The 18086-nt window shown below is 52.4% G+C and carries 14 protein-coding genes; 8 read left to right on the top strand and 6 right to left on the bottom strand.

Annotated elements, in window-relative coordinates; all coding sequences use genetic code 11:
- Positions 1 to 156: 156 nt before the first annotated feature.
- Positions 157 to 1407, bottom strand: a complete 1251-nt coding sequence (locus HQ393_RS10620) for an ABC transporter substrate-binding protein (RefSeq protein ID WP_179355166.1) — start codon at positions 1405 to 1407, stop codon at positions 157 to 159.
- Between the two features lie 376 nt (positions 1408 to 1783).
- On the opposite strand from HQ393_RS10620, the gene HQ393_RS10615 reads away from it, so the two are divergent.
- Genes HQ393_RS10615 through HQ393_RS10605 form a run of 3 tightly spaced genes read left to right on the top strand, consistent with a single transcriptional unit; the run spans position 1784 to position 5347 of the window.
- Positions 1784 to 3055, top strand: a complete 1272-nt coding sequence (locus HQ393_RS10615) for an ABC transporter substrate-binding protein (RefSeq protein ID WP_246307880.1) — start codon at positions 1784 to 1786, stop codon at positions 3053 to 3055.
- The gene (locus HQ393_RS10610; RefSeq protein ID WP_179355165.1) at positions 3052 to 3768 is read left to right on the top strand and encodes a response regulator; all 717 of its coding nucleotides are present in this window, start codon (positions 3052 to 3054) and stop codon (positions 3766 to 3768) included. The genes HQ393_RS10615 and HQ393_RS10610 overlap by 4 nt, the downstream gene beginning before the upstream one ends.
- Positions 3761 to 5347 (top strand): ATP-binding protein, encoded by a 1587-nt coding sequence (locus HQ393_RS10605; protein WP_246307879.1) that lies wholly within the window; start codon positions 3761 to 3763, stop codon positions 5345 to 5347. The genes HQ393_RS10610 and HQ393_RS10605 overlap by 8 nt, the downstream gene beginning before the upstream one ends.
- 208 nt (positions 5348 to 5555) lie before the next feature.
- Here HQ393_RS10605 and HQ393_RS10600 read toward each other — a convergent pair whose 3' ends face one another.
- Positions 5556 to 6992 carry an IS1182 family transposase gene (locus HQ393_RS10600; protein ID WP_179354970.1) on the bottom strand — a complete coding sequence of 479 codons (1437 nt, stop codon included), beginning with the start codon at positions 6990 to 6992 and terminating at the stop codon, positions 5556 to 5558.
- 169 nt (positions 6993 to 7161) lie between these two features.
- The gene (locus HQ393_RS10595) at positions 7162 to 7476 is read right to left on the bottom strand and encodes a hypothetical protein (protein ID WP_179355164.1); all 315 of its coding nucleotides are present in this window, start codon (positions 7474 to 7476) and stop codon (positions 7162 to 7164) included.
- A gap of 637 nt (positions 7477 to 8113) precedes the next feature.
- On the opposite strand from HQ393_RS10595, the gene HQ393_RS10590 reads away from it, so the two are divergent.
- The 5 genes from HQ393_RS10590 to HQ393_RS10570 all read left to right on the top strand — a co-directional run bounded on the left by HQ393_RS10590 (position 8114) and on the right by HQ393_RS10570 (position 13729).
- The gene (locus HQ393_RS10590; protein WP_179355163.1) at positions 8114 to 8863 is read left to right on the top strand and encodes a substrate-binding periplasmic protein; all 750 of its coding nucleotides are present in this window, start codon (positions 8114 to 8116) and stop codon (positions 8861 to 8863) included.
- Between the two features lie 123 nt (positions 8864 to 8986).
- Positions 8987 to 9781 carry a phytanoyl-CoA dioxygenase family protein gene (locus tag HQ393_RS10585; RefSeq protein ID WP_179355162.1) on the top strand — a complete coding sequence of 265 codons (795 nt, stop codon included), beginning with the start codon at positions 8987 to 8989 and terminating at the stop codon, positions 9779 to 9781.
- A gap of 176 nt (positions 9782 to 9957) precedes the next feature.
- Entirely contained in the window at positions 9958 to 12261 is a 2304-nt protein-coding gene (locus HQ393_RS10580; protein WP_179355161.1) for a glycosyl hydrolase family 18 protein, read from the top strand.
- A gap of 84 nt (positions 12262 to 12345) precedes the next feature.
- On the top strand, positions 12346 to 13386 hold the full coding sequence (locus HQ393_RS10575) for a GGDEF domain-containing protein (RefSeq protein WP_179355160.1): 1041 nt from the start codon (positions 12346 to 12348) through the stop codon (positions 13384 to 13386).
- Positions 13387 to 13483: 97 nt separating this feature from the next.
- Positions 13484 to 13729, top strand: a complete 246-nt coding sequence (locus tag HQ393_RS10570) for a hypothetical protein (protein WP_179355159.1) — start codon at positions 13484 to 13486, stop codon at positions 13727 to 13729.
- 55 nt (positions 13730 to 13784) lie between these two features.
- Here the strand turns inward: HQ393_RS10570 and HQ393_RS10565 are convergent, their stop codons facing one another.
- The 3 genes from HQ393_RS10565 to HQ393_RS17920 form a co-directional block, all read right to left on the bottom strand.
- Positions 13785 to 14192 carry a YkgJ family cysteine cluster protein gene (locus HQ393_RS10565; RefSeq protein WP_246307878.1) on the bottom strand — a complete coding sequence of 136 codons (408 nt, stop codon included), beginning with the start codon at positions 14190 to 14192 and terminating at the stop codon, positions 13785 to 13787.
- 192 nt (positions 14193 to 14384) lie between these two features.
- Positions 14385 to 16124, bottom strand: a complete 1740-nt coding sequence (locus HQ393_RS17925) for a carbohydrate-binding protein (RefSeq protein ID WP_179355158.1) — start codon at positions 16122 to 16124, stop codon at positions 14385 to 14387.
- A gap of 181 nt (positions 16125 to 16305) precedes the next feature.
- A complete protein-coding gene (locus HQ393_RS17920) occupies positions 16306 to 18027 on the bottom strand; it encodes a carbohydrate-binding protein (protein WP_179355157.1) in 1722 nt (573 codons plus the stop codon).
- Positions 18028 to 18086 lie beyond the last annotated feature (59 nt).

The raw sequence follows: 18086 nt of genomic DNA, 5'->3' as shown, positions 1-18086 counted from the left end.
AAGGTTGGCGAAAGCGGGCCGCCCCGCCAACCGAAGCTCACAACAGTCGATTGCGAGAGGAGGAAATAGAATGGGTATTGCCTTGTGTTTATTCAGATTTATGATCTGCAAAGCAATACCCATGTAAGACCTGATGTAGCGAACTAAATCAGAGTCTTATTTTTGCTGCGGTTTGTACCATTTAGCAAAACCAGTCTGGATTTGTGCTGCTGCGTCTTTGGGTGCCATTTTGCCGTTCAAGACCTGCGAGCTCACATTCCACAACTCGTTTTCCATCGCTGGCTCGCCACGGTTCATGATTTGCGCATTCAGGCGAATTGTTGAACCGCAGGTTTTGCGCCAGTCGATCATTTGCTTGGCCACTGGGTCTTTTACGCTGATCAGGTGATTCGAGAGTGAGAAGAAGCCGGTCACTTTGTTGGTGTAGAGGTCAGCAAACTCTTGTGAGCCCAACCAAGTCAGGAATTTATACGCGTCCGCTTTGTTTTTCGCTTTTGGATTTACGCCCATACCGATGTCGGTGTGATCCGAAATCTGGCATTTGTCACCCGCTTTGGCCACGGGTGGTGGGAATGCGCCGAAATCCAAACCTTGCTGGTTAAAGTAAGCGATATCCCACGAGCCCGCTGGGTAGATACCGGCTTTGCCCATCGCGAACAAGTTTTGGCTATCAGCATAAGTTTGTGCTGACGCGCCTTTGCTCAAATAAGGCGTCCATTTGCTTATTTGATCCCAAGCCGCTACAAATTGTGGATCGGTAAATTTGGCTTTACCCGCGATCAAAGCTTTGCGGCCTTCTTCGCCTTTCCAGTAGTTAGGGCCGATATTGGTGAAAACGATCTGATTCGATTCCCATTGATCAGCAGTGCCCAAGGCGATTGGCGTTTTGCCGCCTTTTTTCAATGCTTCCAATACCGCAAAGAATTCAGCCTGAGTTTTTGGCTCTTTCAGGTTCAAATCTTTGAAAATCTTTTTGTTGTAGAAGAAACCGTGGATCACCGAAGCCATTGGCATACAGTAAGTGTCTTTGCCATCATCGGTTTGCCAAGCTACTTTGGCAGAAGCAGGGAAGTTTTCCATGCCCGCTTTGCCGTCGAGTTTTTCGAGCTGGCCTTTTTTGAATAAATCGAGTGATTTATCAAATGGGCGGCAAGTAATCAGATCACCCGCAGTGCCGCCAGTTAAACGCGCGGTCAGTGATGAATCGTATTCTGTCGGTGCCGTTGGCGCGAATTTAACCTGAATGCCGGGGTTTTTCTTTTGGAACGCAGGGATCAAGACTTCTTCCCACAGCGTTTTATCGTCAACGCGCCAAGATTCAATCGTTACAGTGCCCGCTTGGGCTGCGCCTGCGACAAGTAAAGCGGCTAAAACTGCGCCGCGCGCTGATAATTTAAATGCTTGCATGCTCGAATATCCTCAGTGAAGACCAGCTCGATGGATGTCTGGCCATGTCGTTGCCGTACTCTGCGTTACGGTGCAAGTAAATTATCACGCTGCAATATGTGACACTATTTTGTGCGATTAAATCGCGTTGCAAATGCTAAGTACTTGATAATAAATGACTAGATGTTAATTTTTGTCGGTGTTGATTCTGTTTCTCAATTACATAATGTAACGTGCGAGCTCGCGCGCCTCTGGCGCAAGCTAGAAAAATAGCGGACTTTACTAATTGGCAAAGCCGCAAGCTGTGTTAGGGTTTAGCAAGAGTCTGCAATCATTTATTACAATTTTGTCCGCTTGCTTACGTTATAGTTGCCCGTCTTGGTGGAGTTCACAACAGGTGTTTGAATACAAAGCAAAAATTGCACTACTTGCCATGCTGATGAGCGCGGGAGTACAGGCTGCCGAATCAATCGACGTTCTGCATTGGTGGACTTCCGCCAGCGAGCGCGGTGCGGCACGTTTTTTGCAAACCAAGTTATTAGAAGAAAACATTGATTGGCACGATGCGGCGATCCCCGGTGGCGGTGGCATTGGTGCGATGCGCGTCTTGAAAAGCCGCGTTCTGGCTGGCAAACAGCCGGCCGTGGCGCAATTGATCGGCCCGGCGATTGCGGAGTGGGCTGAGCTCGGGCTGATTCTCGAGCTCGATACCGTGGCGAAAAACAACAACTGGCAAAAGCAGCTCTCGCCGACGGTGTCGCGCCTGCTGATGCATCGCAATCACACGGTCGCTGCGCCCTTGGGCGTGCACCGGATTAATAATCTGTATTACAACGCCAAGCTGTTTCGCCAACTGGGCTTATCCGAGCCCAAAACCATGGACGACTTTAAGCGTGTGGCTTTGCGTCTGGCGGCGGCGGGCGTGACGCCATTGGGGCAAAGTAGCGAAGCGTGGCAAGTGGCGACTTTATTTGAAACGCTGCTGCTGGCTGAAGGCGGGCCGACGTTTTATCGGGAAGTCTTTGAAACACGTAATGCCAAAGCCTACCTCGATGCGCGTTTTGAGCGCGCCTTAACGCGTTTGCGTCAAATGCGCGCTTACACCAGCAAGCCGCCACGTGAACAGTCGTGGACTGATATCGCGCAGCAATTGGCCAATGGTCAGGTCGGCATGGTGGTGATGGGCGACTGGATGAAGGGTGAATTGTTGAGTATGGGGCAAAAAATCGACAGCGATTTTGCCTGTACCACAGTCCCCAATACCGAGGGTTTCCACCTGTACAGTATTGATACCTTGGTGATGTTCACTGGCGACTACTCGCAACAAAATGCCCAAGAAAAAATGGCGCAATTGATGGTTTCGCCTGTGGTGCAGCAAGGCTATAACCGCCTTAAAGGCTCGGTGCCGGTGCGCCGCGATCTGGATGCGAATGCAGTCAAGGCGCTCGACCGTTGCGCGGCCAATTCGTGGCAAACATTTAATCGCGGCGCGGTGTTTCAAGCGCCTAGCCTCGTGCACCGCATGGCGGCCGATGAGAAATTTAAAGACGCGATCGTGGCGCAGATTCAGAAATTTTATTTAGACGACACCATGTCGGTGCAAGACACTCAGCAACGCATGTCGGCCATGGTGCGTGCACTGAATGTACAAGAAGGAATTACAGAATGACCCGCAAAATATTGATTGTTGATGACGACCAGAAAACCCGCATGCTGCTGAAAGCCTATCTGGAGCGTAATCAATATGAAGTGCTGCTCGCGCACGATGGCGAGAGCTTTAATCTGGAATTCGAGCGGTTTCGTGATGAGCTGAGTCTGGTGATTTTGGATGTGATGCTGCCCGATACCGACGGCTTTATCCTGTGCCAGACCGTACGTAAGCAATGCAATGTGCCGATTATTATGCTGACTGCCAGCTCCGATGATACGGATCGCATTGTGGGGCTGGAGCTGGGCGCCGATGATTACATCGCCAAACCCTACAATCCGCGCGAACTCTTGGCGCGCATCAAGGCCATCCATCGCCGTGCCGGCTTGGATACCGTCAACACTGGCGGGCGGTATTACCGTTTTGTGGGCTTTACGCTCGATAGCGTCGAGCGCACCTTGCATTCGCCCAGCGGCGACTCGGTCAAACTGACTGGGCTGGATTTTCAATTACTGAAATTCTTCCTCGAGCATCCGGGGCAAATTCTCGACCGTAGCCAATTGGCCGAAGAAACGCGTGGCCGCGATATTGGCCCGCTCGATCGCTCGCTCGATGTGCAGGTCAGCCGCTTGCGCCAGCGCCTGTCGGATAACGGCAAGCAGCCAAGTTTGATCAAAACCGTGCGCGGTGCGGGCTATGTACTCTCCGCTGAGGTTAGCCTGAGTAATGCCTGATACCTCGCTTTACCCCATTCCGCACGAGCCCGATCCGCTGAATCAGGCTGCGCCAAATGTGTGGCAACGTGCTTGGGCCCCCGTGCGCAACGCGCTGATGCATAGTTTTTTGGGGCGTTGGGCGGGGCGCCGGGCGCCGAACTGGTTTGAGCGGCTACTGCCTGCTAGCTTGCTGGCACGCTTTTTATTGGTGATGACGCTGGGGGTATTGGCCTCACAGCTAATCGGAAACTTGATTTGGGCCTCATACCTCAAGGGTAAGTCCGAGCAAGAAGTCAGTCAGGCCTCCTCGCATGTCGCCTCGGGGGCGGCCAGCGCCATTCAGTATTTCCAAACCTTGCCGCCCAATTTCCGCCATTTGGTGATTGAGCAAATGCGTGAAATGGGCGGGACGCGGTTTTTTATTAGCACCAACGATAGTGAAATACATCTGCATAGTATTGCTCCCAAGCCGTTATCTAATTTGGTGATAGAGCAGATACGTCATCAATTAAGTGCCCAGCTACCGCAATTGCTCGATTTGAAAGTTGATTTTTCGTGGCCCGAGGAGCTGACCGTCGCCAACGACGGCACGCGCATCGCCGAGCTGCCCGATCACTGGATCAAAGACACGCTGCTGATCCAGCCGCGCCCCGCGCCGGTGCTGGTGATACAGGCGCAAATCGAGCAGGGTCAATGGCTGTATCTGGCCACGCTAATGCCCGATCCTTTTTTTCTGGATAACAGCAACCCACTGCCGCTGGAGCGTTGGGTGCTGCAATTTGCCACTTTGCTGACGGTCTTGCTGTTGAGCTGGGTGGTCGCGCGCTGGATTACCGGCCCGCTCGCCGCGTTATCGAATGCCGCCGAGGCTTTTGGTAAAGGTGAGTCGCCGATTCTGCCCGAAACTGGCAGCGTCGAATTTGTGCGCACCGCGCAAGCTTTTGCCGCGATGCGCGAGCGCATCGTGCGTTATCTGGAAGACCGCGAAAAGCTCTTTACCGCCATTAGCCACGATTTGCGCACGCCGATTACGCGGCTCAAACTACGCACCGAAATGCTCGACGACGATGCGGCGCGCGCCGAATTTCACGAAGACCTCGACGAGCTCGACATGATGGTGAAGGGCGCGCTGCAAAGTGTGAAAGACAGCGACATCCACGAAAATCACACCTCGATCAGTCTGGATGCCATGCTCGGCCGCATGGTGCGCGACGCGCGCTTGGCCGGGCATGAAGTCGCCTTCACCCGCTGCGGTCTGCGCGTGCACGGCAAGCCGCTGGCGCTCAAACGCGCAATTGGTAATCTGCTCGATAATGCGCTGTATTACGGCCACAGCGCCGAAATCAGCGTGTTTGAAGGCGTCGGCAAGCGCGTCATCGTAATCCGCGATCACGGCCCCGGCGTCCCCGACGACGCGCTCGAAACGCTGTTTGACCCCTATGTGCGCCTTGAGCACGGCCGCCACAGCAATAGCCACGGCCACGGCCTTGGACTCGGCATCGCCCGCAACATCATCCAAGCCCACGGCGGCGAGCTGGTGCTGAATAATCATCATGAAGGCGGGCTGCAAGCGGTGATTATGTTGCCGGCGGATTGAATGTGATAAAAAGGGAAACTGTTGAGCTTAAAAATTAAACCCCGCGAAGGCGGGGTTTAATTTTGGCGGGTTTCGACCCAGGCTGTGTAAAAACGCCAAGACCGACGTGGGTTATTTTGCCTAACCAATTTGAATCACGCGCGTGTTGCTTGAAGTAAACGTAAAACTTCATGAATAACACCACTAAAAACAGCAATTAAAAGGCCTTTCAGCCCTTCATTGCCACCAACATTGCTTGATTTCCCATTATGTTCATAACTCGCTTCATGTTATACGCGAGTATATGCAAACTCATCTCTGTACTGACGTGCTTCAAGGTCTTCATTAGGAAATGCGTTGCCCCCATCCAGGCTTTTAGCGTCCCAAAGGGATGTTCAACGGTCTGCCGTCGAACACGCATTGCATCTGGTTGCAATTCCAATCGCTGCTGCGCTTTTTCCAGTACGGCCTCATGCTCCCAGCGACTCACGCGCCGGTAATCACTCGGTGTACATCTGGTCTTGAGCGGGCAACGTGGGCAGTCAGAACTCCAATACCGGCTCATATAGCGCCCAGCTTCCAAGCTCACAAAACGATGAATTAGTCGGCTATTGCCTGGGCAGACATATTCATCACGAGCTGGGTCATAGTGGAATTCATCTTTGCCAAAGCGCCCATCTGCTTTAGCACCTGAGGTTTGCGGTTTCGGCACCAAAACCGTAATGCCCGCCTGTTCACACGCCAGTATTTCATCACCGTTGTAATAACCTCGGTCTACGACCACCTCTATTGTTTCTTGTGCGAGGACTGCTTTGGCTTGTTGGGCCATATTGGCCAGCTGCGTACGGTCATGCCCTTGATTGGTGACCTGATGCGCAATAATTAAATGGTGCTTGGCATCGACAACGGTTTGCACGTTATAACCCACAACACCACTGCCACGGCCGCTGGTCGCCATGGAACGGGCATCTGGGTCGGTGAGTGAAATCTGTTTGTCTGGCGTCTTGGCGAGTTGAGCCTCGACCTCATCCAGGCGGGCCATCTGCGACTTCAGTCGCGCCAACTTGTCCTGCAAGCGAGCGACCTTGGCTTCTGCAATATCGGGCTGTTGCCGGTCTGCAATTTCCATCTCCCGCAGGTAACTTGCAATGTTCGCTTCGATTTGCTCCCGTTGCTTCGCGAGTTTGTTGCTGGTGTAGTTGCGGTCGCGATGATTAACGGCTTTGAACTTGCTGCCATCAATTGCCACAATGGCGTTGCTAAATAAACTGAGTTGCCGACATAACTGGACAAACTGCCCGCAAACCTTGCAAATCGCTGGCCCATTATCTTTGCGGAAATTGGCGATGGTTTTAAAGTCGGGCATTAAGCGACCGGTGAGCCAAATCAGCTCTAGATTCCGGTGGGCTTCACGTTCCAAGCGACGGCTAGATTGGATTCTGTTGAGGTAACCGTAGATATACAGCTTGAGCATCGTGCTGGGATGGTAGGCTGGGCGGCCAGTGGCTTCTGGCTCAACCCCATCGAAACCGAGTGCCTTTAAATCTAGGTATTCAACGAACTGGTCAACGACCCGGACGGGGTTGTCCGCGCTGATATAATCTTCCAAGCATTCAGGCAGCAGCAATGTTTGGGTTCTGCTTTCACCTACAATGAATCTGGGCATAGAATCATCCTTGGCGGAGAGTTCCAAGAATTATACCGGTCGAGTGTTTATGTGTTTTTACACAGCCTGGACCCAAAGCAGTCGTTGGCCGTTTTGAATTGTAGACGCCAACCTACGAATTCATCTGCGCCGAAGGGCTTGGCCGGAATGACATACTCGGTGACTATAGTTACTTTGAACTTTTCTGCCACGGGGCAAGACTATTGAGTGCATCGATACTTAAGCTTGCCCAGAATTGCATGGATTCATCAGGGCTTAATAGCTCTTTTTCGAGAACATGGAGCACGGATAAATCTTCACACTCCCCCAGAAGTTCTATGAGCTTACCTCTTGTATATGAGTCTAAAGGGGCAGTTAGTGCCTGAAGTATTCTTGGCACAGCTTCATTCGCTGGTGGCCTTTCTCTCCAGTATGCCTCCTCAAACGTCATTGCATCCCTAGAGAGTATTTCATTTAACCATTCATCAACATTAACTGGCCTCATAGCGCTCACCCGTATGATTATGACTGCTACTGGCCGATTGCAGCCCATTTTATTTCAAAGATTGTAATGATTTTCAGTGCCTACGGCACGATGTTTTTGGTGCGCGTTCCGCCGCGCTGACAGGCAGGGGGCTTTGCTTCGCCAAAGCCCCCTGCACCCCAAAGGCGACCCGGGCGAAAAGCGCTCCGCGCTGCCCTTGCTTCGTCGTGAGCCAAACGATAAAACTGTTTGTCTCCCTCCTCGCTGCGGTTTTCTCTACACGGGAATTCAAGCCCCAGACCAATCATCGCGATATATACCTGCCTTGGTTTTGCTCTGAAGTTGAATATTTCATTGGTCTTGCTTGATATACCCCTGTCATTCATTAGAACGGATTGCCCGTGGAGACGCGCCGTTTGCAACTCCTTCGCGCAAATGGCGGTGATCTGTCATTTGTGAGGCATGGCGATACGTGATGCAGTGTTTTTGGATTAGGGGAGGGGTGTCTCGGTCGTTGTCTCGCGCACTGTCACTGATCTCGTGATCGCGATGCAAAATGGCAATTTGGCGTGTGTTGGCGTCGAAATTCTTTCGGTAATTAAGCCATGATTGGCTATAAAAAATACAAGAATATCGCTTGAGTCTGGGGGGGGGGGTGATGTCGCGATTGTCGTTGCGAATAAAAGCAATGTTGCTGACTGTGCTGGTTGGGGTCAGCGCTGTGGGACACAGCGCGGAATTAACGCTACTTGTCGGCAATAACCCTCCCTATAACGATTTAGAAAATGGTAAGCCGATTGGAATGGTGGTCGATATTGTGGATGCGCTGCTGCGCCGCACTCCATTACGGTACAGTTATGTGCAATATCCTTGGGCGCGTGCTTTGAGCTCAGCCCAAACCACGCCTGACACTTGCATATTTAGCTTGGCACGGCTGCCGGTTCGTGAAGATGACTTTATTTGGATCGGCCCTTTAGCTCAAAATAAATGGACTCTGTTTGCGCTCAGAGAACGCAATCTCAAACTGGCCAACCTCGATGAGGCCCGAAAATATGTAGTTGGTGGGCAGCGCAAAGATGGGAAGGTTCAATTTCTGGAAAATTTGGGGTTTAAACTCGATCTGGCTACAGAAGAAGAGCAATCGATGAAAAAGCTCTATGCGGGTCATATTGATATTATGGCGGGTGGCCTTTACACCGCAAAAATTATTGCCAAGTCGATTGGCGCAGATCCCGAGAAAATTAAACCCATTTTTGTGTTCCACAGTGCAGATCTGTACTTAGGGTGCAGCAAGACTACGTCGCCAAGTAGTATTGCGCAGTTGAAGCAAGCCTTAGCAGCCATCATCAATGATGGTAGCTTGCAAAAAATCACCGAGAGCCACACCAAAAACTTTGAGCAGCCATAGCTAAATCAGCTAATCCTTGTTCGGCATGCTTTTTCTGCATGGTGCAAAGCCAGAAAATAGGCGTGAATGGGCTTAATTGGGTCATTGCAGTACAATCAGCCTCTGACTTGTGGATTGATGATTGTGGCGATTACTTCTTTTTCCGATTTTGGCGATGTGAATGCGATTGCGCAGGTGTTTGCGCGCGATGGCGTGGTGGTGTTGCGTAGCTTTGCGCCGGCTGAACAAGTCGCTGCGATACGCGCTGAGTCGATGCGTCAGCTTGAATTACGTTTGCCGCCGCTGGAGTTGGAAGCTGAGCTGGGTTACCCCGGTGCACCCAAATCGAGCGATGCGCAGGGCGCTGCAACAATCCGTCGTTTGCGCGGGATGGCGACGCGCGCTGCGGTGTTTATGGAATGGGCGGGGCAGCAATCGTTGCTGCAATTGATCGCTCAATTGCTCGGCAGCCGCGAGATCACGCTGACGCAGGCGCATCACAATAGCCTGATGACCAAACAGCCGAGTTTTAGTAGCGATACGCTGTGGCACCGCGATGTGCGCTATTGGCGTTTTGCGCGCCCAGAATTGGTGTCGAGCTGGCTGGCGCTGGGCGATGAATCGCCAGCCAATGGCGGGCTGGGTTTTATTGTTGGCTCGCATCTGGCGAGTTTTCCCGATGCCGCGTTTGATGAGCGCGAATTTCTGCTGCCCCAGCATCCCTCCGCCGCGCCTTGGGTCGCCAAAGCTGAGTTTCCGACGCTTGCTGCGGGCGATGTGGTGCTGTTTGACGCGCGCACTTTCCACGCGGCCAGCCGCAATAGCACGACGCAAACGAAGTACTCACTGGTGTTTAGTTATCATGCCAGTGACAATTTGCCACAGTCTGGCTCCCGTTCGGCGAGCGTAGACGGTATTTCATGGCGACTGGACGGATAAGCTTGTAAGCTAAGCCCCAAAATAGTAAACCAAAAGTTCCCTCGCTTCGTTACTTCGCCTCGCCGTACGACTTGTACTGAGCGTCGCGTGTGCCTCGCGTGACGAGGTAGCCTCGGGCTAAAACTTTTGTCTAATTACTTAAATCGCGACGTTAGATCGCAGATTGGGGGAATGAAATGCGCAAGTTCTTATGTTTACTCGCGCTGGTGCTGCTGTCGGCGGGGTCGGCGCAGGCTAAATCACCAGTGATCGCCTATTACCCATTCTGGGTGAGCTATAGCCAAACCAAAGCGATGGCTGATTTGCCGCTCTCTAGGCTCGATCAGCTCACCTACGCCTTTGCGCATTTTGCTCCCGACGGCCAATTGCTGGCGGGCGATGTGTTTGCAGATCTGAATAAAACCTATACTCAGCCTGATGGCAGTATGTTGCGCGGTAATTATGCGCTGCTCAAATCACTCAAAGCGCAGCATCCACAGCTCAAAACCGTATTGGCCGTCGGTGGCTGGAATTATTCGGCTGATTTTTCAACGATTTTTGCTGACCCCGCTTTGCGTCTTCAAGCCGTGCAGTCGACCGTTTTGTTTTTGCAGCAACATGGCTTTGACGGTATCGAGATCGACTGGCGTTATCCCGGCGGCCACGGGCGTGAGGGCAATGCGGCGAGCGTGAAAGATGGCGCTAATTTGTTGCGCTTTGTCACTGAGCTGCGCGCGGCTAAGCCTGAGCTGATTATTGGCGTGACGGCGGGCGTCCTGAACGAGCAGATTTCCGCCGTGCCTTGGACGGAGCTGGCGCCAAAAATCGACTATGCGATGTTGCTGGCGACCGATTTTGTTGGCGCGTGGAGTAAGGCGACAGGGCATAAATCTCCGCTGTATAGCGATCAAGGCCAATTGAGCATTGATTCTGCAGTCAATACCCTAGAAAGAAATGGTCTGCCATTGGCGAAATTAGCCTTGTTGATTCCAACACAGGGTGTGAGCTTTAATGGTGTGGCTTCCGAGCAAAATGGCTTGGGTCAAATTCACCATGGTGTGAGCATGGGCTCGTGGGATAACGAGCAAACAGGTGCGACGGGTATTTTTGGTCAGGATGAAATCGCGGCTTTGCAGCTGGGCAATGGTTTTGCCCAGCATTGGGATGAGGCAGCGCAGGCCAGCACTTATTACAGCCCCAGCTTGCAGCAATTTATCAGCGTCGAAACGCCGCGTGCTTTGGCCAGTAAACTCAATTATGCCCGGGCGCGGCATTTGCTGGGCGTGGCTTTGTGGGAAATCACCAGCGATGCCAGCGCGCAGAGTTTGCTGCGACAGACCGAAATTGCCGCCAATCCACTGCGCGCGTATCAAAATGATTTGCGACTGTGGTGGCGGTATCATCCGGTGTGGGTCGAGCTTTTGGCTGGGGTTGTCGTCGGTTTGAGCGTCTTGGCGCTAGTGAGCTGGGGGCTGATTCGCCATCGTCGCCGCCAGCAGCAAGAGATCGAGCTATCTCAATTGCGCTGCATTAAAGGCATCATCGATGATTTACCAAGCCAATTAGGGCAGTTGCGCCAATTGAGCTTGGCTGCGCCTGCCAGCAATGCCGTGCAACAGTGGCCGCTGCCGCAATGGGCGGAAGTGGCCGATCGCATTGCGTGGCAGATCGAGCCTTTGCAGCCTCAAACCGCAGCAACTACAGCGCGGATCGCTGCCAGCAATGATGAAGTAGGAGTACTACCTCAATCAACGCAGCCCCTGCCTGTGCATGGTGCTGAATCAAGCACGCCATCGCCACTGTCCAATCTACCCGCCCAGCTTGGCGGGCAGCGCATTGCGGCGCTGAGTATGTTGACGCAGCGTTTATCTGAGCAGCGCAGTCTGGAAAAAATGTTGGAAGTGACTTTGGGCTTTCTGGCCGACGATCCATTGATTCGCCAGGCTGAAGTGCAGCAACTGGACGATGATGAGGCCGCGAGCCCAGTTTCGGCGGAACCGATCGCGCCAGCCAGCCAGCTTCATGCCGTGCTGGATGATTACCAGCTCAATCTGCAGTTTAAGGGTGCGCTCAGTGAAGATGATCAGCTGTATTACCGCAGTGTGATTGAGCAAGTGCGCATCGTGCGCCGGTCGCTGTATGAGCTGGGCAAGCAGCCGCAGCTTTTATCTGAGCTGTACGAGATCGCTTCACGACGCGATAAATTGCTGTTTATCCGCGCCGATAAAGGCTATAGCGCCATTTTTGCGCAAGACCTGGTCGCGCCAAGCTATATCACGCTGCGTTTGCGGGCGATTCGCCTGTATTTTGATGAGGGCGTGTTATTGCAAGTGCATCGCTCCTACCTGGTGAATCCGAAAAAGGTGCAGGGTATAAAAAAACGTGCTCGCGATACTTGGGAGTTGCAAATTGGCTCGGAAATGATTCCGGTTTCTCGGCAGTATTTATCTCGTTTACGCCAGGTCTATCCGCAATGGTTTTCTGCGGCGGAACCCGCTTAGATAGCCAGAGTTTAAGATTCAAGTTGCAGCATGGGTTTGGGTTGACTAATTTGACAACTCATCAGCATTCTAAGTCTCCACATCATGCCGCTTAATTCCAAAACTCCACAAGACCTTGTTCATTCCTTGGCGGAATTCACTGGGCTGATTGATCGCGACGATTTGGCGGTGAGTTTGTGCCTGACTTTTTTTGAAATGCTGCCCGTCGTTTCACTGCGTTTTTATCGCACTCTTGCCACGGGCAAGCAGCATCGGCTTGGGCTCTTGGTCGAGTTTGATGAAAACGGGATTCGACAGCATTCCGCTGAAGGCTTAAATGCCCAGCAAAATGGCACCGCACCCGAAATCGACCCTTTATTGCATGGCGCTCTGGTGTCGGAAAGCTCATTACAAGTCGCAGCCAATGGCAACCGAGTCATTCTCGGTTTGCATCGGCAAAACGAAGTTTATGCGCTGCTCGATTTGAACTTGGGCAAAGGCCTCGTTCCCTCCGATTTTCGAATGCTGCAAGGCATGGCTCGTATCTATGAGAATCATATCGCGCTGCTGGATTATGGCGAAACGGATACCTTGACTGGCCTGCTCAATCGTAAAACGCTGGAGCGGCAATTCTTCAAAATTGTAACTGCTTTGCAAAATTTGCCCGGCGTACAGCCATTACAAGCGGGCCGCCGCCAAGAAAACGGTATGGCGTATTATTTCCTCGTAGTACTCGATATCGACCATTTCAAACGCATAAACGATAAATTGGGCCATTTATACGGCGATGAAGTGTTGCTGATCATGGCGCAATTAATGCGGAGTTGTTTTCGCGCGAATGACCGTTTATTCCGATTTGGTGGTGAAGAGTTTGTCATCATTCTGGGGCCACAAACCCGTGAGGGCGCAATCTTGGCGCTAGAGCGTTTTCGGAAAAAAGTCGAGCAGCATCAGTTTCCACAAATCGGTCAGGTCACGATCAGTGGCGGTATTACCGATATTCGCCCTTATGAAGTGCTGAGTATCACGCTGGGGCGTGCAGACCAGGCTTTGTATGCCGCTAAAGAAGGCGGGCGAAACAAGATGGTGTTTTTTGATACTTTGCCACAAACGCAAGTAGAGTGTGGCTCTGACGAGTTGTTTTAATCACCTTGGCCGCGATAGAGCTTATCACTGGGAAGGTTTGGTACGATCGAAGTTGGCGTCATTCCGATGTCCTGTTTTCTTCTTAAAAGATAAGCTTATGACCACGATTAGTGCTAGCAAACTGGACCCATTATTGGAGGCTTTGCAAAGTGTAGATGCGCTGACTTCATATCAGGCTGCGAGCACATTGGAAGTACTCAAGCTGGATATGTCAGACGAGCAGCGCGCCCAATTTGAAGCTGCATTGGCGTCAGCAAGCCATCGTCGTTACGAATCTAATCAGGCCAATGAAAAGCTAGAAGCTGAAAAAGAAGATGACTGGGGAATTCCTGCGAAGGGCTAGACTAGTTGGGTATAGCAATAAAGGCTAATTATAAATTGGTCTTTGCAGCTATACCCTATCTTTTTTGGTTGTAGGCGCAAAAGCCGGGGCGTGGGCCTACTTGCGGATGTTTGCGACAGGTATTGGGGCGGTTTTCATACACGGTACAGCGGCGGGTGTTGGCGTCCAGATAAATACAGTCATTATTACTGCGGCGGGCGAGCGTATAAATTTCGTTTTTGAAATTAAAATGCTCGATGATGCGCGCTTTCATCAGTCGTTTGGCGATGTTTTTCGCGGGCTCTACCGCATCAAATTCATCGACCACCCCCAAGCGAATCAAATCAACAATCTTGACTTCCACTGGCATCGTACAGCAGCTGCCGACACAATCATCACACAGGCCGTTATAAAACTTCACCCAAGTTTCGGTGCGGCCCAGATCGGTGACGGTAATGACGTTGCGTTTCTTAATGGTAACCACAAAACCTCTAAATCCAGCCTAAATCGGCAAACTTCGCCCAATGGCTTTTATCTCACAAGGGCGGCAGCTTAACATGCTCTGGGTAATGAAAAAATCCCCACGCGTCAGAAGGCTCTGGCGGGTGGGGAGTCAAAGCTCAAGCGGAAGGCTTGCGCTGCCCCATTTTGCTCCCAAAACGGGGCGGGGAAGGTTTTACGGCATAAAGTAAGCGAAGCTCACCGCGCCGGACAGTGGGTCTGCCGTGACAAAGTAGCTATTGTTTGGGCCTGCTTTGACTGGCAATGCTTTGCCCGCCTGAATCGCAGTCAAACCGCCGCCTTGCAGCAATGCCGTAACCTGTAAGGTAATGGGCGTCGCGTATTTCTGGCATTCCGCTGCACTGGTGTCGAATGCAATGGTGTTATTGCCTATGACGGCCGGCAGCATCACTTTGCAGAATTCACGCGCATAGCGGTATTTGATCACGTTGCTGGGCGTATCCATCCACAACTCGCCGGCATCGACCTTCGCTTTGGCGTAGTCGAGGTGAGCCTGATAGCGCGCCAATGGTGCGGTTTCCCAGTAGCCCGTATCCACGCTGTGCATGGTGCGTGTTGTCCAAGCGCCTTGGTTAATCGCGGCATCGATGTGCAGATTCAGAATTTCGCTGCCCATCGGGTAGAGTGACCATTTACCATCGACAGTAAATAGATCCCATTTGATGCGGAATGGATTGTCAAAGTTGGCCGCATTCACGCCCGCTGGCATCGTGGTGTAATCCACAGTGCCGTTGGCAACCAGATGAGAAGCGCGTCCGCCGAGGTAATTGGTTTTGTTTTTCAGGAAATCGGTGGCCACCGTCGAAGCTGCATCGCTCGGCCACACAAAATAGCTGGCTTTGTAGTCATTTAATTTGGCGGCAATATCCGCGGCTGAGCCATTGAGTTGATCTTCAAGCGCTGCATCGCTGATGTATGGATCGGGGTGATTACGGCTATGGCTGACAATCTCGTGGCCGTGGGCGATGAAGTCTTTGGCTGCCGCCCAGTGTTGCTCAGAACAGCTGCCGGTAATCATGCCAAACCCAGCGGTGAGGCCCCGTTTGCTCAGCTCCGGATCAATGATTTTGATGTACGGGTCTGTCGCGATCGGCATTGAGCAATAGTCATCGTGCACCAATGAATACGCACCTTTGGCACCGTTTTTCCAAGTTGTCGTTTGTACCGCACCAATGACGGCGGTCTTGTTCGATGTTGGACTTGGGGTTGGAGTCGGGGTTGCACAAGCGCAATCGGTCTGTGTTGGCGTAGGTTTTGGCGTTGCTGTAGGTGCGGGTGTTGGTGTCATTGCCGCGATGACGCCCAAATCTTTCCACGGCCCCCACTGATCGGTCGTCGACGGTGCTTGGCCTTGCGTCCACCATTTGGCTTCAAACTGGTGGCCGTTATACACCACGCGCTGTCCTGCGGTGTAGGCCGTTGAGCTAACCCACGTGTTGGCGCTCGGCGTTGGGTTTGGTGTCAAGTATGGAATTGCTGTTGGCGCTGGGCTCGCGGTTACCACGGGCGTAGGGCTAGGGCTGGCCGTCACAACTGGGGTCGGCGTTGGGCTTGCTGTGACCACTGGAGTAGGACTTGCGGTGATGGCGGGTGTCGGCACCGGTGTTGGGGTAGGGGCGACATCATTAAAATCGCAAACCCCCGCGTCTTTCCACAATGTGGGCGTCGCGGCGGGATTCCAATTTGCGCCGACGTAGGCGGTGTGCGTCGTCAGTGCGGTGTAGTTGTGGCCACTGTAGGCGACCACGGTATTGACGGTGTAGGTTTTGCCTTCGCTCCAGATGCTTTGCGAGCAAGTGGGCGCGGCAAACGCACCGCTGGCCAGCGACAGCATACCTGTCGCGGCCAAGCTCAATATCAGTGCTTTTTGCGCACCTTGGTATTGTTGTTGCATAGGTCTCTCCATCCTGTTTTATTTGAGTACTGCAGTTATTCAGCTTGCTCCGGCATCAAGGCTGAATGGTTTTGCTTTTATAGGTATTGCCCGGTAAGTCTTATTAATATTGATCTTTGCTGATATACGTTCAGCTTTTTTGCTTGGCCAAGCCCAATCGACAGCGCTTGGCCGTCACTGTTTATTTCAGCATAAAGCTGACCGCACCCCCTAATGGATTGACGGTAATCAGGTAATCGTAATTGACCGCAGGGATAGCCTGTCCGGCACTCCAGATCGGATAATTGCCAAGCGGTTTAATGGCCACTGCTTGACCGGCTTGTTCGACATAGAATTGCCCAACGGTCGCGGGTTTGCTGATTTTCAAAGTCAGCGGCGTTGCATTTTTCACGCAATCGGGTGAGCTGGTATCAAATGTAAGGGCGCTTTGATTGTTATTGAGTACCGGTTTGCAGGCTTCGCGTGCATAAGTGTATTTCAATACTTCGCTAGGGCCAGCGACCCAAAGTAGGCCGGCATCGACCTTGGCTTTGACCACATCCAAGTGATTGGTGAATTGTTGTAATGGCACGCTATTCCATGAGGTGTCATTCACACCGTGCATAGTCATCACTGCCCAGCCCTGCTTATTGATACCTGCTTCGAGATGTAGATTAAGCAGGTCGCCACCCGCTTTGACTTGTGTTTCGTATTCTGAATATTGGGCACTCAGGGTGAAAACTTCCGAACGGATTTGATATGCATCAGGTGTGGTTGGGGTATTAATGCCCGTAATATGGCCATCGTAAATCACCATGCCGTTTGGATCGACGCGATTTGCCGCACGCCCACCGATATAGCCCGGAGCGGTGCGCAAGTAAGCCAGTGGTAGATCTGCGGCCACGCCAGATGGCCAAGCAAAGAATGTCGGGCGGTAGCCATTCAAATGCGCCGCGATGTCATCGCTAGAGCCACTGATTTCGCCTGCGGTATCCCACAGTGCGCTATTGGCATCTGAATGGTTGCGGGTGTGGCTGAAAATTTCATGGCCATCATTTAGAAATTGCTGCGCCGCCGCCCAGTGCTTGGCGCCGCAAGAGCTGCCTGTGATCATGCCGAAAGATGAGGTGAGCCCACGTGCTTTGAGGGCTGGCGCGGCATAATCGATTTGACCATCAGTCACCCAAGCACATAAATCATCATGCATCATTGAATACGCCGCTTTAGCGCCGTTTTTCCAAGTACTGGCTTGAATACTACTGATGCTCGTGCTGACAGCGGGTTTGCTGCTCGGGGTGGCAGTTGGTATGGCTGTAGGGGCTGGCGTGGCAATTGGACCTAAATCTTTCCAAACACCATAGGCACCTGATTGGGATGGTACATCACCGACGGTATACCACTTCGCTTCATAGGCGCGGCCATTGTAGCTGACGCGTTTTCCTGCGGTATAAGTCATATTGGCATTCCACGCATCCGCTGCTGGTGCGGGTGTGGCGCTGACGTTGGGCGTAGCCGTCGGAGCGGCAGTTGGAGCAATCGTCGGGGCCACAGTTGGAACGGTAGTCGGTGCGGCAGTCGGAGCAGCAGTTGGTGCAGCAGTTGGTGCAGCAGTTGGTGCAGCAGTTGGTGCAGCAGTTGGAACGGCAGTTGGTGCAGCAGTCGGTGCGGCAGTCGGTGCAATAGTTGGAATAGCCGTTGGTGCGGTAGTTGGTGTGACTACTGTATTTTGTAATTCCCACGGGCCCCATTGCTCAGCGCCAGGGATATTGTTTTGAGTCCACCATTTCGCTTTGTAGTCTTTGCCGGCATAGGTCACGACTTCACCACCCAAATAGACGGTGGTGCTGTTCCATGCTGGTGCTGCAAATGCACTTGCAGAAATGACCGCAATGGCTGCGGGTAATGCGCTTAAATGAAACTTCATGAGATCTCCATCCTTTTTGTTTTTGTTCCCATTTGCTCATTGGCCATGGGTATTGTTGG

This window comes from Chitinibacter bivalviorum (assembly GCF_013403565.1).
GTDB classification, from domain to species: Bacteria; Pseudomonadota; Gammaproteobacteria; order Burkholderiales; family Chitinibacteraceae; genus Chitinibacter; species Chitinibacter bivalviorum.
Note: the sequence above shows the minus strand (reverse complement) of the source record. Positions and strands in the feature narration are given on the sequence as shown.

Coding starts and splice junctions, on each gene's coding strand:
- HQ393_RS10620 (WP_179355166.1), bottom strand. CDS start 1,407: ATGCAAGCATTTAAATTATCAGCGCGCGGCGCAGTTTTAGCCGCTTTA.
- HQ393_RS10610 (WP_179355165.1), top strand. CDS start 3,052: ATGACCCGCAAAATATTGATTGTTGATGACGACCAGAAAACCCGCATG.
- HQ393_RS10605 (WP_246307879.1), top strand. CDS start 3,761: ATGCCTGATACCTCGCTTTACCCCATTCCGCACGAGCCCGATCCGCTG.
- HQ393_RS10600 (WP_179354970.1), bottom strand. CDS start 6,992: ATGCCCAGATTCATTGTAGGTGAAAGCAGAACCCAAACATTGCTGCTG.
- HQ393_RS10595 (WP_179355164.1), bottom strand. CDS start 7,476: ATGAGGCCAGTTAATGTTGATGAATGGTTAAATGAAATACTCTCTAGG.
- HQ393_RS10590 (WP_179355163.1), top strand. CDS start 8,114: ATGTCGCGATTGTCGTTGCGAATAAAAGCAATGTTGCTGACTGTGCTG.
- HQ393_RS10580 (WP_179355161.1), top strand. CDS start 9,958: ATGCGCAAGTTCTTATGTTTACTCGCGCTGGTGCTGCTGTCGGCGGGG.
- HQ393_RS10575 (WP_179355160.1), top strand. CDS start 12,346: ATGCCGCTTAATTCCAAAACTCCACAAGACCTTGTTCATTCCTTGGCG.
- HQ393_RS10570 (WP_179355159.1), top strand. CDS start 13,484: ATGACCACGATTAGTGCTAGCAAACTGGACCCATTATTGGAGGCTTTG.
- HQ393_RS17925 (WP_179355158.1), bottom strand. CDS start 16,124: ATGCAACAACAATACCAAGGTGCGCAAAAAGCACTGATATTGAGCTTG.
- HQ393_RS17920 (WP_179355157.1), bottom strand. CDS start 18,027: ATGAAGTTTCATTTAAGCGCATTACCCGCAGCCATTGCGGTCATTTCT.